The organism is Paenibacillus sp. MABNR03, assembly GCF_050455445.1.
GTDB classification, from domain to species: Bacteria; Bacillota; Bacilli; order Paenibacillales; family Paenibacillaceae; genus Paenibacillus; species Paenibacillus xylanilyticus.
On the sequence record NZ_JBCIYR010000003.1, the window covers coordinates 753,116 to 766,424 of the forward strand.

General features: G+C 48.0%; 15 protein-coding genes. 12 read left to right on the forward strand and 3 right to left on the reverse strand.

What is annotated here, in order from left to right; all coding sequences use genetic code 11:
* Positions 1-21 precede the first annotated feature (21 nt).
* Together AAIH57_RS18570 and AAIH57_RS18575 are read left to right on the forward strand one after the other, a co-directional pair.
* A complete protein-coding gene (locus AAIH57_RS18570; protein WP_430022609.1) occupies positions 22-1,620 on the forward strand; it encodes a family 10 glycosylhydrolase in 1,599 nt (532 codons plus the stop codon).
* 83 nt (positions 1,621-1,703) lie between these two features.
* Positions 1,704-2,705, forward strand: coding sequence for a patatin-like phospholipase family protein (locus AAIH57_RS18575; RefSeq protein WP_430022610.1), 1,002 nt, complete (start codon positions 1,704-1,706; stop codon positions 2,703-2,705).
* Between the two features lie 62 nt (positions 2,706-2,767).
* Here AAIH57_RS18575 and AAIH57_RS18580 read toward each other — a convergent pair whose 3' ends face one another.
* Both AAIH57_RS18580 and AAIH57_RS18585 read right to left on the reverse strand, forming a co-directional pair.
* The gene (locus tag AAIH57_RS18580) at positions 2,768-3,112 is read right to left on the reverse strand and encodes a hypothetical protein (protein ID WP_175395606.1); all 345 of its coding nucleotides are present in this window, start codon (positions 3,110-3,112) and stop codon (positions 2,768-2,770) included.
* 5 nt (positions 3,113-3,117) lie between these two features.
* Positions 3,118-4,110 (reverse strand): DUF1385 domain-containing protein, encoded by a 993-nt coding sequence (locus AAIH57_RS18585; protein ID WP_413035484.1) that lies wholly within the window; start codon positions 4,108-4,110, stop codon positions 3,118-3,120.
* A gap of 213 nt (positions 4,111-4,323) precedes the next feature.
* Here AAIH57_RS18585 and AAIH57_RS18590 point away from each other — a divergent pair, with 213 nt between their 5' ends.
* From AAIH57_RS18590 to AAIH57_RS18610, 5 genes are all read left to right on the forward strand, one after another.
* Positions 4,324-4,899, forward strand: coding sequence for a YqhR family membrane protein (locus AAIH57_RS18590; RefSeq protein ID WP_430022611.1), 576 nt, complete (start codon positions 4,324-4,326; stop codon positions 4,897-4,899).
* 77 nt (positions 4,900-4,976) lie between these two features.
* A complete protein-coding gene (aroQ, locus tag AAIH57_RS18595; protein ID WP_076291868.1) occupies positions 4,977-5,420 on the forward strand; it encodes a type II 3-dehydroquinate dehydratase in 444 nt (147 codons plus the stop codon).
* 39 nt (positions 5,421-5,459) lie between these two features.
* Positions 5,460-6,533: a M24 family metallopeptidase gene (locus tag AAIH57_RS18600; RefSeq protein WP_430022612.1), complete on the forward strand. Its 1,074-nt coding sequence runs from the start codon at positions 5,460-5,462 to the stop codon at positions 6,531-6,533.
* Positions 6,534-6,822: 289 nt separating this feature from the next.
* On the forward strand, positions 6,823-7,380 hold the full coding sequence (gene efp, locus AAIH57_RS18605) for an elongation factor P (protein ID WP_095290413.1): 558 nt from the start codon (positions 6,823-6,825) through the stop codon (positions 7,378-7,380).
* A 190-nt stretch (positions 7,381-7,570) separates the two neighbouring features.
* The gene (locus AAIH57_RS18610) at positions 7,571-8,824 is read left to right on the forward strand and encodes an aspartate kinase (RefSeq protein ID WP_413035480.1); all 1,254 of its coding nucleotides are present in this window, start codon (positions 7,571-7,573) and stop codon (positions 8,822-8,824) included.
* A 74-nt stretch (positions 8,825-8,898) separates the two neighbouring features.
* On the opposite strand, the gene AAIH57_RS18615 is transcribed toward AAIH57_RS18610, so the two are convergent.
* On the reverse strand, positions 8,899-9,648 hold the full coding sequence (locus AAIH57_RS18615; RefSeq protein WP_430022613.1) for a 2-phosphosulfolactate phosphatase: 750 nt from the start codon (positions 9,646-9,648) through the stop codon (positions 8,899-8,901).
* 265 nt (positions 9,649-9,913) lie between these two features.
* Between AAIH57_RS18615 and spoIIIAA the strand changes: the two genes are divergently transcribed.
* The 5 genes from spoIIIAA to spoIIIAE are packed head-to-tail and all read left to right on the forward strand — an operon-like array spanning position 9,914 to position 13,296.
* On the forward strand, positions 9,914-10,918 hold the full coding sequence (spoIIIAA, locus tag AAIH57_RS18620; protein ID WP_175395600.1) for a stage III sporulation protein AA: 1,005 nt from the start codon (positions 9,914-9,916) through the stop codon (positions 10,916-10,918).
* On the forward strand, positions 10,911-11,429 hold the full coding sequence (gene spoIIIAB / locus AAIH57_RS18625; protein WP_430022614.1) for a stage III sporulation protein SpoIIIAB: 519 nt from the start codon (positions 10,911-10,913) through the stop codon (positions 11,427-11,429). The genes spoIIIAA and spoIIIAB overlap by 8 nt, the downstream gene beginning before the upstream one ends.
* Positions 11,430-11,458: 29 nt before the next feature.
* Positions 11,459-11,662, forward strand: a complete 204-nt coding sequence (gene spoIIIAC, locus AAIH57_RS18630; protein ID WP_017687585.1) for a stage III sporulation protein AC — start codon at positions 11,459-11,461, stop codon at positions 11,660-11,662.
* 32 nt (positions 11,663-11,694) lie between these two features.
* Positions 11,695-12,084, forward strand: a complete 390-nt coding sequence (gene spoIIIAD / locus AAIH57_RS18635; protein WP_095359283.1) for a stage III sporulation protein AD — start codon at positions 11,695-11,697, stop codon at positions 12,082-12,084.
* 21 nt (positions 12,085-12,105) lie between these two features.
* A complete protein-coding gene (gene spoIIIAE, locus AAIH57_RS18640; protein WP_175395598.1) occupies positions 12,106-13,296 on the forward strand; it encodes a stage III sporulation protein AE in 1,191 nt (396 codons plus the stop codon).
* Positions 13,297-13,309: the final 13 nt, after the last annotated feature.

Consider the following 13,309-nt stretch of genomic DNA (forward strand, 5'->3'; position numbering starts at 1 on the left):
TGATGATGGAGGATTGCACTGATGAAGTTTCGTAATGGATTGATCCTGCTGCTCATTTTCATCCTAGGCTTACAAACCGCTGGACTGAGTGCGCAGGCTGCTTCAGCAAAAGAAATTGTTATTAATCTGGATGGTCAACGATTGGAATCCGATGTCTCGCCTTACATTTTGCCCAAGGTGAATGTGACGATGGTCCCGCTGCGTGTGATTAGTGAAGGATTGGGTGCGTCCGTGCTTTGGTCACAGGCATCAAGAACCGTAACGATCAAGAACTCCGATTCGGTCATCACCATGACCAGCGGCCGCCAGCAAGCAACGGTTGATGGTGCACTGGTTGGCCTGGATGCAACGGTTGAATTAAAAAAGGGCCGTGTTATGGTTCCGATTCGATTCGTCAGTGAAAACCTCGGTATTACAGTGAATTGGAATCAGTCGGCACAGACGATTAATCTGACTACAGGAGATGCGCCTGTACCCGATCCGGCTACTCCTGCAAACCCAGGGGGCACAGGCAGTACTCCAAGCACGGATGACATGCGTGGTGCATGGATCTCAACGGTGAATGGCGATTGGCCTTCCTCCAGTGCGAAAGGGAATGTGGAGAAGCAGAAGCTGGAATACACTCAACAGCTGGATACACTTCAAAGCATGGGAATCAACGCTGTATTTGTTCAGGTTCGGGCCAATGCGGATGCCATCTATCCTTCAGGTCTCGTGCCATGGAATAGTGTGCTTACAGGGACCCAAGGCAAGGACCCGGGATATGACCCGCTTGCCTTCATGATTGAGGAAGCTCACAAACGGGGCCTGGAATTCCATGGTTGGTTTAATCCGTTCCGTGCTACCAATCTTGCAAGTACAGCGGGTCTGGCAGCCAACCATGTTTCCAAACTGCACCCGGACTGGATTGTGAATGCATCCGGCAAACTTTACATTAATCCCGGAATCCCTGAAGCCAGACAGCATATTATTGACACGATCATGGAAGTGGTCAATCAATATGACATTGATGGTGTTCATCTGGATGATTACTTCTACCCGTCCAACGTAACGTTTAACGATGACACCGCCTTTAAGGCTTATAACACATTGAATACCAAAGACCGTGCTGAATGGCGGCGGGATAACATCAATCAGTTTGTTAAACAGCTTGGAGAGAGCATTCACCAAGTAAAAGCTGGTGTGGAATATGGTATTAGTCCTTTTGGTGTATGGCGTAACAAAGCTGTGGATATTACAGGTTCCGATACCAAAGCAGGAGTCACCGCTTATGACAGCATGAACGCGGATGTGAGAACTTGGATCAAGCAGGAATGGATTGACTATGTTGCACCGCAAGTCTACTGGAGCATGACGTTAAGTGCTGCACGCTATGACAAAGTGGTGGACTGGTGGGCAAATGAGGTCGCTAATACGGATGTAAAGTTGTACATTGGGCATTCACCTTATAAGCTCGGTACACCTGAAGTCGGCTGGCAGACATCTCAGGAAATTATTGATCAGCTCGTATACAATGAGAAGTATGATACGATAAAAGGAGATATATTCTTTAGTTCACAATATTTGACGAAGAATCCGCTGGGTTTGATCACCAAACTAAAAACCTATTATGGACTTTAAAACATTTTAGCGTAATATGACCAACCCTTGTTCTCATAGAGTGGCAGTAGTAATGGACTGCCTGGAGAACGGGGGTTTTTATTATGCTAATCAATGGGGTGTTTGAGGGCGGTGGCGTAAAGGGGATTTCGCTTGCGGGTGCAGTGCAGAGTGCTCAGGATTATGGAGCTCAGTTTAACCGTGTTGCCGGAACTTCTTCCGGATCGATCGTGGCTGCGTTGATCGCCGCCGGTTATCGTGCGGAAGAGATGAAATCCATTATAGAACAAACGCCATTTGCCTCTTTACTGCGCCGTTCACCCATATTTGATACACGCTGGATTGGACCAGCTGCAAGGTTGTTTTTGAAAAAAGGATTATATTCTGGAGAAGCGCTTGAATCCTGGATTGGCACAATGCTCAAACAAAAAGGAATCAGGACATTCGGGGACCTTCCACAAGGTAAGCTTCTGATCACCGCCTCAGACATCTCTAACGGGACCATTCTGGTGCTGCCTGATGATATACGTCGGTTCGGCATTGATCCTGACAAGTTCGAAGTAGCCAAAGCCGTCCGAATGAGCTGCAGTATTCCGTATTTTTTCGATCCGGTGGTCATTCGCAAGTCACCCGTGATGTCCAAAGGCATGCGTTTTCCGGATCAGTTTGTATATATAGTGGATGGAGGGTTACTTAGTAATTTCCCCTTATGGCTGTTTGATGGTGAACGTACAGCGCGTGGTGGAGACATCATACCTGTGGTCGGTTTTAAAATGGTTGGTAAAACAGAAGGGGAGCCGAGCAGGGTCAAAGGCCCGCTAAGCATGCTTCAGGCGCTGGTTGAAACGATGCTCACGGCCCATGATGAGCGGTATATTGAACAGATTAATCGTTTCCGAACGGTTAAAATACCAACCTTGGGCATTAAACCAACACAGTTTAACCTATCTGTGCAGGACAGTACGGCATTATATTTATCGGGTGTTGCCGCAGGTACGGAGTTTTTCAGTCACTGGAGCACGAAGCTTTACGATGAACAGCTGGAGAAACAAAAAAGAGAGCAGCGGAAGAAACTGCCACAAACACCGCCGCTAACGCCAGTATAAAAAAAAGCACTGCTTCGTTGCTAAGAAGCAGTGCTTTTGCTTTCCAATATTCCATATCGAAACTAGTGAAACTTGGGAATATCTTCGTCGCTTTTTCCTTTATTTCCTTGAATGACATGAAAGGGATAATCTTTGCGTTTTTTGGAAGAACCGCTGCTCTTTCTTGCTCCGGTTCCGGATTGGGCTTTCACTTTGGCCATGGTACGTGCCGAAGGTTTAATCTTCGGCTTGGTTTTGCGTGCCCAACGCCGCGGCGGGTATTTATACAGCAGGAAAATGGCTCCAAGAACGACAACAGGAATAACTAGACCGAACAAACCTTTACTTCCCAGTGAACTTATTATTCCAAAGGCAGCAAGAGCAATGGCTGCCCAAAAAACAATAGTCATGACCGCCTGCTTGTTCATATCAATCACCCTTTCACAGGATCGAGTGTGGCAACGGGCACTTCCGACGTAGCTGATACATTGGCAAGCTGGGCATCCAGTTCACGCATACGGTTAAACGAAGCGATAGATACTTCCACCTGTTCGTTAGTTGGCTCTTTGGTGGTAAGTAATTGCAGCCATAGTCCAGGATATCCGAGATAACGCAGTACAGGAATGTCACGTACCGAGTTGGTCATCTTCAATAGTTCGAAGGAAATCCCCAGAACTACAGGCAGCAGCAGCAAGCGCTGTCCCATCCGTTCCCATAGGTTGTCGTAGGTGAAAAGCGAGTACAGGAATACACCGATAATCACCGTCAGCATAATAAAGCTGCTTCCACAGCGGTAATGCAGTCGACTGTATTTCTGAACATTTTCAGGTGTAAGCTCTTCGCCGGCTTCATGAGCACTGATTACCTTATGTTCTGCTCCGTGGTATTGGAACAGGCGTTTAATCATCGGCGTCTGTGAGATCAGCCACAGATAGGCAAGCAGCAGAATCAGCTTGATGCCGCCTTCCAGTAAATTATGCAAAAACTGATTGTCGAATGCATTTTTGAACAAGAAATTCTCAATGACAACAGGGAGAAGCGTAAGCACAATTTTACCAAAAAGGAATGAAAGGATGGCTACGGCGGTGACACCAATAATCATGCTAAGGCTCCAGCCGGAACCTTCTTTTTCTTTTTGTTTCGCTTTCTCTTCAGGTTCGAGTTCATCATCAGCATAAGCGTCAGCAGAGTAATTGAGATGTTTGCTTCCTTTGACACTTGAATCTATAATGCTGACAATCCCGCGCAGTAACGGAATCCGCCGCAATTTCATGACCCAGGTCTTGTCTTGCTTGGGAACTTCCAGATACGTTATTTCGCCGTCTTTTCTTCGAACAGCTGTAACGTTGACATGTTTACCGCCAAACATTACGCCTTCAATGACAGCTTGCCCCCCGTAGCTGACAGGCTTGGATTGTTGAGGCAAATTATTCACCTTCCTATTCTGTTCTATACCCTCTGGTTCAAAGGTAGTTTGATATCCCTATTGTATCGAATTTTGAGACCAATTTCTAGTTTGCAGGACAATCCGGAGATGTTGTTGTTAAGTTTGTCCTGTTCTGAACATACTACCCGGTAGAGAATGAATGAAATCCGGTTTTATAGCGTCACAGCAGACTGAGAGCAAAGGAGAATATAGATGGCAGAATATACAGACAGTCACGCATCTCATATGGATACAAAACATGGGGATGTGAAGGATGATAAGAATCGGGGCAGACGCTCAAAACAGCGCCAGGGGCAGCATTATTATACCAAGCCGTTTCCTTTTGCAGTAGAGCTCGGATTTTTTGCGGGTTTCATCTGGGGGGGAGTGCATTGGCTAAACTACCTGCTGCACTTCAGCGTTGTGCCGTTGGGATTTTTGGCAGAGCCCTTTTACAAACATGACTATATATATACCGCTGCAGGGCATCTGACAGGCTGGCTGTTTTTTATCGTGTTTTCCATTGTGGCCGCATTGATTTACACATTTACTCTGAGAAAATGGAAAGGTCCCTTACCCGGCATTGGCTACGGGATCGTTTGGTGGCTGATCATCTTTGTTCTGGTAGGTCCTAAACTGGGGATGGTGAAACCTATAGGCAGTTTGACATGGGATTCAATCATTACGGAATTTTGTTTCTTTTTGCTGTGGGGACTGTTCATCGGCTATACCGTAGCCATGGAGTTCACGGACGAACGGAAACGCGAGCCCGAGAAAGCGGGAGCATAGCCGCAAAAAAGCTTCTCAATCCGGCAATGGCTGTGTTAAAATAGCAGATGGTTATTTGCAGAAAGGATGGAGCAGCTATGAAACGGATTGTTGTGATCAATGGCCCGAACCTGAACATGCTCGGCGTACGTGAACCCGGCATCTATGGAACGCTTAGTCTGAAGGATATTGAGGACAAAATTCGCAGACAGGCAGAGGAGCTTGGCGTCTCCATCGCTTTTTATCAATCCAATCACGAAGGGGACATCATTGATCGTATTCACGCAGCGATGGGCGATGCAGACGGAATCATGCTGAACGCCGGAGCGCTAACCCACTACAGCTATGCTGTACGTGATGCCATCAATGCAGTGAAAGTGCCTACCGTGGAAGTTCATCTATCCAACATTCATGCACGTGAAGCTTTCAGACATCATTCAGTAATTGCTGCAGAAACAATCGGGCAGATTGCCGGATTTGGTGAAGTAAGCTATGAACTGGGACTGCTGGCTCTCGTGCGTCATCTGGACAAACAAACCTGAGCCGGGGACCCGGGAATGTGAGAGAAAGAAGGGTTACCGATGGAAAACAAACGAGTAAATAAGTTGCGTGAGGCCATGCGTGAGCGCGAACTCACAGCAATGCTAATTACGAACCCCATTAACCGCCGTTATATGACGGGCTTTACAGGCTCAGCGGGATATGTGTTGATTACGGAACAGGAAGCATACTTGCTGACCGATTTCCGTTATATGACACAGGCACCGCAGCAAGCTAAAGGATTTACTGTAGTAGAGCATGGACCGAAACCGATGGAATCGGTGCGAGAACTGCTTGCATCAGCGAACATCAAAGAGGTTGGCTTCGAACAGGATACGGTTACGTTTGGCACGCACGCGTCTTATGCTGAGGCGCTTCAGTCCATTGAACTGAAAGCCGTTTCCGGAATTGTGGAACAACTTCGTATCTTCAAGGACGAGGATGAAATCGCTGTAATGCAAAGAGCCGCTGATCTGGCGGATGTAACGTTTAGCCACGTTTTACAGTTTGCCAAACCAGGCATGACTGAGCGTGAAGTGGATCTGGAAATGGAGTTTTTCATGCGCAAGCATGGGGCGACATCATCTTCCTTTGACACCATCGTAGCTTCGGGTGAACGTTCCGCGATGCCGCATGGCGTAGCGAGCAGCAAGGTGATTGGACAAAATGAGTTAATTACATTTGACTTCGGTGCTTTGCTTGACGGATACTGTTCAGATCTGACACGCACCATCGCAACGGGTACACCTGTACCAGAGCTGCGTAAAATTTATGACATTGTACTGGAAGCCCAGTTACATACGCTTGAGAACCTGAAACCGGGCATGACCGGACGGGAAGCAGATGCACTGGCACGTGATATCATTGCAGGATACGGATATGGAGATCAATTCGGACACAGCACGGGCCACGGCCTGGGTATGGAAGTCCATGAAGCTCCACGCTTGTCTAAGCTCAGTGACGATGTATTGAAACCGGGCATGGTTGTTACCGTTGAACCGGGGATTTACATTGACGGACTTGGCGGCGTACGGATCGAGGATGACGTGGTAATCACGGAAACAGGCATTCATATCTTAACGAAGTCGGACAAGAAGTTTACCGTTATCGGCTAACATTCTAGCCACTAGCGATATAAGACGATTTTTAATGTGGATTAAATTGAAAAGTTAATTACACCATAACGGAGAGTGCAGAAACAATCTGTAGAAGCGCAGCGTTCGCCTTTATCCCCGGATTTTCCCCTTGAAAAAAGGAATCAAAAAATCCGGGGATAACAGCGATCGAAAGATGGTTCTGCAATCGGAGTGAACTAGGTGGAATCTCTTCTCTTTCATTTTACGAACATCATTAACCCATCGTCTTATATCGCCTACTTTTCAACCATATCAGGAGGGATTTTTCGTGATTTCAGTAAACGATTTTAAAACAGGCTTGACCGTACAAGTGGATGGAGACATCTTCACCGTACTTGACTTCCAACACGTTAAACCGGGTAAAGGCGCTGCCTTCGTACGTTCCAAATTGAAAAACCTGCGTAACGGTAACACCGTTGAGCGTACATTCCGTGCAGGTGAAACGATCGGACGTGCCATCATCGAAAACCGTGGTGTATCTTACCTGTATGCAAGTGGTACAGAGCACACGTTCATGGACAACGAAACGTATGACCAGTTCACGCTGACAAGTGACCAACTGGAATGGGAATTGAACTTCCTGAAAGAAAACATGAACGTAAAAATCGTTAGCTACCAAGGTGAAATCCTCGGTATCGACCTGCCAACAAGCGTAGAGTTGAAAGTTATCGAGACTGAGCCAAGTGTTAAAGGTAATACAGCTCAAGGTGCTACCAAAAACGCTAAAGTGGAAACTGGCCTGAACGTACAAGTGCCATTGTTCATCAACGAAGGCGACGTGCTGTTGATCGATACACGTGAAGGTAAATACTCTTCCCGCGCGTAACTTTCACAGGGTGTAAGTTAAATACACAATGATTTCAACCCTTTGCCAACCATTTGGCAGAGGGTTTTTTCGAAAAAAGATTAGCCTATCGCACGCTTTCGTAATATACTGGGTTAAAGTCATTTTTCGGAGAGAATAATGGCGATGGACATAATTATGCATACTGCACAAGGTAGGGAGTGGATTTGCGTTGTCATTGTACGTCATGAAGTTTGGGGGCAGCTCGGTCGGAGATACGGAACGCATGAAGCGTGTAGCCGGACGTGTTGTAGAAAAAGCTGATGAAGGACATCAGTGTGTAGTTGTGGTTTCGGCGATGGGAGACACCACAGATGATCTGATTGACCAGGCGAAGCTGTTGAATAGTGAACTGCCTGCACGCGAAATGGATATGCTGTTAACCACAGGTGAACAGATCTCAATTTCGTTATTGTCCATGGCCATTCAGGCACTGGGACGTAAAGCGATTTCGTTCACCGGATGGCAAGCGGGATTCCGTACCGAACCTGTACACGGAAAAGCTCGTATTAACGATATCCATCCGGAACGTGTGAATGAAGCGCTTGCTGAAGGCAATATTGTTATTGTTGCAGGCTTCCAGGGCATGACTGAAGATGGAGAGATTACAACCCTTGGTCGCGGTGGATCCGACACAACGGCTGTAGCACTGGCAGCAGCCATCAAGGCGGATGCGTGTGAGATCTATACGGATGTAGATGGAATCTATTCTACAGACCCGAGGATTGTAAAAGTGGCGCGCAAACTCAAGGAAATTTCGTATGACGAAATGTTGGAGCTTGCAAATCTCGGAGCAGCGGTACTGCATCCGCGTGCGGTTGAGTACGCGAAGCATTCCGGTGTACCTTTAATTGTAAGATCCAGCTTTAACCATAATGAAGGAACGGTTGTGAAGGAGGAAGCAGCAATGGAACAAGGCGTCGTGGTGAGCGGAATTGCCTATGACAAAAACGTGGCTCGTATCAGTATTTTGGGAGTTCCGGATGTACCGGGAGTTCTTGCCGAGGTATTTGGTGCGCTGGCATCTGAACAGATCGATGTCGACATTATCGTGCAAAGTGGTGTAATGGACGGTAAAGCAGATTTTTCATTCTCGGTTGCACTGTCTGATCGCGAGAACGCGCTGCGTGTCCTTGAAGGCCTCCACAGCCGTTTGCCATACCGTGAAGTCACGTCTGAAGAAAATCTGGTCAAAGTATCTATCGTTGGCGCAGGCATGGTCAGCCATCCGGGCGTTGCAGCTAAAATGTTCCAGGTGATTTCCTCTGAAGGCGTAAGCATCAAAATGGTCAGCACGTCCGAGATTAAGGTATCCTGTGTCATTGATGGTGATAAACTTCATGAGGTAATTAAGGCACTGCATACAGCGTACGATCTTGACACGGCAGAACAGGCCGTTGTTGGTGGTCCGCAAGTTCGCAGATAATCTGTCTCAATAGGAAATGAACTTTAAGGTGTTCTGCATCGCCATCAGGCGGCAGAACACCTTTTTTCTACGGATTACAGCAATTTGGACATCCTCTCCCCTTCCATGCCCCGAAACAATTCCATACGATAATCTTCTCTCATCTCCGGTACGCAGTCCAGCAAGTTTAATTGCGAGCAGTAGGTGACATCATGCATCCTGCCCAGTTTTTCAAGTCGCCTTGCGCCTGTGGATACCCGGACAAGATCCGGCAGCGTGTCTTCACATTGAGCAGCAGCCTGATGAAGCACCCTGCCCAGGTCGTTTAGCCTGATCGGGAAAAGGGACTGCCGATACAGCTCTTCAATAATACATCCTGCACACAAGCCATCCTCAAGTGCGAATTCATCCTGATCCCCTGCGCATAACAATAGAACGTCTCTTCGGAGCAGACAGAGAGCAGCGGCGACAGCCTGCACGTTCAGAAACGAGCCCGCCAGCACATGTTTAGCCCTGGCAGCTTTGATCAAAGCGCGCGTCCCATCGGTTGTGGTCAGTATAACGGTTTTGCCTGCAATGTCCTGCGTCATATATTCATAGGGGGAATTGCCCGCCTCGAACCCAGCGATTTTTTTGTTGAAACGCTCCCCGCCACGAATCGAATCCTTTACTGTCATCTGTTTGGCTTGAGGAACGGTCTCCACTGCGATGACAGCCGCGGCATCATTTGCCAGAGCGGTAACGATAGTACTTGTTGTACGCAGTACGTCGATTACTACGGCACTCCGACCTGCGATATCGATTCTTCGGACTTCATTCACATTTCCTACCACATCGACTTGCACTCCCCACAACTCCTCTCTTCATTTGGGGATAGGTGGTTCTGTCTTCCTTCCGGAATGGATTTCACCTGTCTGCAAGCACTATATGCACAATGATATAGACGGGTGCCTAGAAGAGGCATCGATCTATGATTTTTGACTCTCACCCCAGTTCTGAAGAAATGCTAGATTTCAGCGTCATAAATTGAATGTACAGGCATAAACTTGAGATAGGAACAAGCACCAGAAACGCGGTAAATATGATTTCAAGGGTTGGAGGGGCCTATTCATGAAGGTGAACTGGAAGGATCTCTTTCCGGAACCGATTCGAACCATTTTGGGAAGGATACCGCCCGCTTTATTGGAGCAAGTTGAGGAAGTGCGCATCCGTGAAGGAAGGCCGCTCGAGATCAATGCAGGGAACTCCTATCACTTCCTTACCGCACAGGGCAGCCCGACAGCTAAGCCTGAAGAAGCCTACATTCCTTTAAAAGAGGTGACACACAGGCTTCTGGATCTGATCAGCAACCATTCGCTTTATACATTGGAAGAGGAGCTGCGCAAAGGATTCATCACGATTCCGGGAGGGCACCGAATTGGATTAGCTGGCAGAACCGTACTTAGCGGCGGCCGAGTGGAGTATTTGCGCGATATTAATGGTTTCAACGTCAGGGTTGCTCGGGAGGTACATGGGGTAGCTGATCGAATCCTGCCTCATCTTCTGGATATGAAGAGCGGACAGGTATTCCATACTTTGATACTTTCTCCTCCCCAGCAAGGGAAAACGACGCTGCTTCGTGATCTGGCCAGGCAGATTAGTAGTGGAACCAAACTTACAGGTGTGAGCGAGCTGGTTCAGGGGCTGAGACCCCGTCTCAAGGTTGGCATTGTGGATGAGCGATCCGAGATCGCCGGAAGTTATAAAGGTGTACCCGGCTTCGACATAGGTCCTCGGACGGACGTCATGGATGGTTGTCCAAAGGCCGAAGGCATGATGATGATGCTTCGTTCCATGTCTCCGGATGTGCTGATTGTGGACGAGATCGGTCGTCCGGAAGATGCTGAAGCCGTAATGGAAGCTCTTCATTCCGGTGTTTCGGTTATTGCAACCGCGCACGGCCGAGACCTCGCCGAGCTGTCTTCCAGACCGGCTTTGCGTACCCTGATCGAAGCGCAGATGTTCCAGCGTTATGTTCAGCTACAACGGACGAGCCAAGGGATGAGTTTCAGACTGGCAGATGCTAAAATGCGAGGTCTTCAGCACTCGGGGGCAGGAGGTGAGGCATTTGGTTAACATGCTCGGTGCCGTAATTATCCTGCTGGCCAGTACACTCGCCGGCTTCTACCGTGCGAAGCAGTATGCGCTCAGGCCTAAGCAGCTGCGAGAATTGATTGCAGCCCTGCAGCGATTGATGACTGAAATCAATTACGGACTAACCCCGCTTCCCGATGCGATGGGGAAAATGGGCGCACAAACCAGAGAACCCATCAAAACGCTGTTTCTCCATGCAGCCCGACAGATGGAGCCCCCTCTGGGTCATACTGCGCGAGAGAGTCTACAGTCCGGAATTGAACAAGCATGGGGAAAATCAGCCATGAAAGCGGATGAGAGGGAAGTTATGCTGCAACTAAGCTACAGTCTTGGCACCAGCGACCGTCAGGATCAGACCAAACACATTTCGCTAGCCATTCAACAACTTATGCATGAGGAATCCCGTGCTCAGGCCGATCAAATGAAATACGAACGGATGAGCCGCAGTCTCGGGATGCTTGTCGGAGCGTTAATCGTCATTCTGATCTTTTGAAATTGCCGGGATAGCGAGGTGCCAAGGTCATGAACTTAGAAGTGAACGCAATTTTCCAAATTGCGGGCATCGGAATCATCATTGCGATGATTCATACGGTGCTGAAACAAATGGGAAAGGAAGATATGGCGCACTGGGTGACCGTAATCGGATTTGTCGTTGTATTGTTCATGGTTGTTCGCATGCTGGACAGCCTGCTGCAAGAGATCAAATCGATATTTCTGTTCCAATGAAAACGGTCATGAAGCCGGGATGGTGGTGACCTGTGGAAATTATTCAAGTCGTGGGTCTGGCCCTGATTGCAACAGTTCTTATTCTCATCGTTAAAGAACAGAAGCCGATGTTTGCCTTTCTGATTGCCGCTGCGACAGGCATTGTGATTTTCATGCTGCTCATTGGCAAGATTGGCGCAGTGATTGAGGTACTGAAGCGGCTGGCCGAAAATTCAGGCATGGAAAATATCTATCTGAAAACCGTGCTGAAGATCATTGGCATAGCCTATATTGCCGAATTTGGTGCACAGATTGTCAGGGATGCCGGCCAGGAGAGCATTGCTTCCAAAATCGAGCTCGCCGGCAAGGTGCTGATCCTCGTACTCGCTATTCCAATCATCAGCATTATTATTGAAACCGTCATGAAGCTGATGCCGGTCTAGGAAGGAGGCGAGCGGAAGCAAATGAACATCATGCAAGACAAGCCGCGATGGCCCCTTACAATCGTGCTGGTGCTGTGTTTTCTGTTTGCCATTATGGGACAGGTTGCAGCAAGCTCGCCTTCGGATGAATGGATGCAGCAGCAGGCTGACCAGCTTCCCAAGGATCAGGTGGAGAAATATTGGGACCAGCTCATGCAGCAATACGGAGGTTTTTTTCCAGACGGGAAAACACCTTCTTTCATGGATATGCTTATTCCTGGTAATGAGGGATTTAGCCTGAAATCGGTGTTTGTTGCCATTGGGACCTTCATGCTGCATGAGATTTTATATAACGGCAAACTCTTGGTCACCATTGTGATGCTGAGTGTGCTGAGCATGATTTTAGAGACTTTGCAGACGGCATTTGAGAAAAACAATATTAGTAAAATCGCCTACTCCATTTGTTACATGGTCATTATCGTCATTGCAATTAATAGCTTTAGCGTGGCTATTGGTTATGCCAAGGAAGCCATCGAAGGCATGGTTAACTTCATGATGGCTATGGTGCCTTTGCTTTTCACGCTGCTGGCCTCCATGGGCAATGTCATCACCGTCTCTGTAACGCATCCGTTGATCATTTTCATGATCCATCTGGTCAGCACTTTGATTCACATCGTGGTGTTTCCGCTATTGTTCTTCTCGGCTGTACTGCACCTTGTCAGTTCGATATCAGACAAGTACAAGCTGACCCAGCTCGCTGATCTGCTGCGCAACATTAGCATTGCCTTGCTCGGCATTCTGCTGACCATGTTTCTGGGCGTTATTTCCGTGCAGGGTGCATCAAGCTCCGTTGCCGATGGTGTGAGTCTCAAAGCAGCCAAGTATATTGCAGGCAATTTTGTCCCGATTGTGGGAAGAACATTCGCGGATGCAACAGACACGGTCATTACCGCTTCAATGCTGGTTAAAAATGCCATTGGACTAACAGGTGTCATCATCATCTTGTTTTTATGCGCGTTTCCGGCACTAAAAATATTGACACTTGCCCTCATTTACAACATTACCGGAGCGATTATGCAGCCGCTCGGAGATACGCCGATTGTTGGGTGCCTGCAGGCTATCGGAAAATCAATGATCTATGTATTTGCAGCTTTGGCGGCCGTAGGCTTGATGTTTTTTCTTGCCATAACGATCCTGCTTACGGCAGGGAATCTGACAATCATGATGAGGTGAGCGGGTGACACAG

Bases quoted from the DNA above. Each gene is read 5' to 3' on its own strand.
- AAIH57_RS18570 (WP_430022609.1), top strand. From the start codon at position 22: ATGAAGTTTCGTAATGGATTGATCCTGCTGCTCATTTTCATCCTAGGC.
- AAIH57_RS18575 (WP_430022610.1), top strand. From the start codon at position 1,704: ATGCTAATCAATGGGGTGTTTGAGGGCGGTGGCGTAAAGGGGATTTCG.
- AAIH57_RS18580 (WP_175395606.1), bottom strand. From the start codon at position 3,112: ATGAACAAGCAGGCGGTCATGACTATTGTTTTTTGGGCAGCCATTGCT.
- AAIH57_RS18590 (WP_430022611.1), top strand. From the start codon at position 4,324: ATGGCAGAATATACAGACAGTCACGCATCTCATATGGATACAAAACAT.
- aroQ (WP_076291868.1), top strand. From the start codon at position 4,977: ATGAAACGGATTGTTGTGATCAATGGCCCGAACCTGAACATGCTCGGC.
- AAIH57_RS18600 (WP_430022612.1), top strand. From the start codon at position 5,460: ATGGAAAACAAACGAGTAAATAAGTTGCGTGAGGCCATGCGTGAGCGC.
- spoIIIAA (WP_175395600.1), top strand. From the start codon at position 9,914: ATGAAGGTGAACTGGAAGGATCTCTTTCCGGAACCGATTCGAACCATT.
- spoIIIAC (WP_017687585.1), top strand. From the start codon at position 11,459: ATGAACTTAGAAGTGAACGCAATTTTCCAAATTGCGGGCATCGGAATC.
- spoIIIAE (WP_175395598.1), top strand. From the start codon at position 12,106: ATGAACATCATGCAAGACAAGCCGCGATGGCCCCTTACAATCGTGCTG.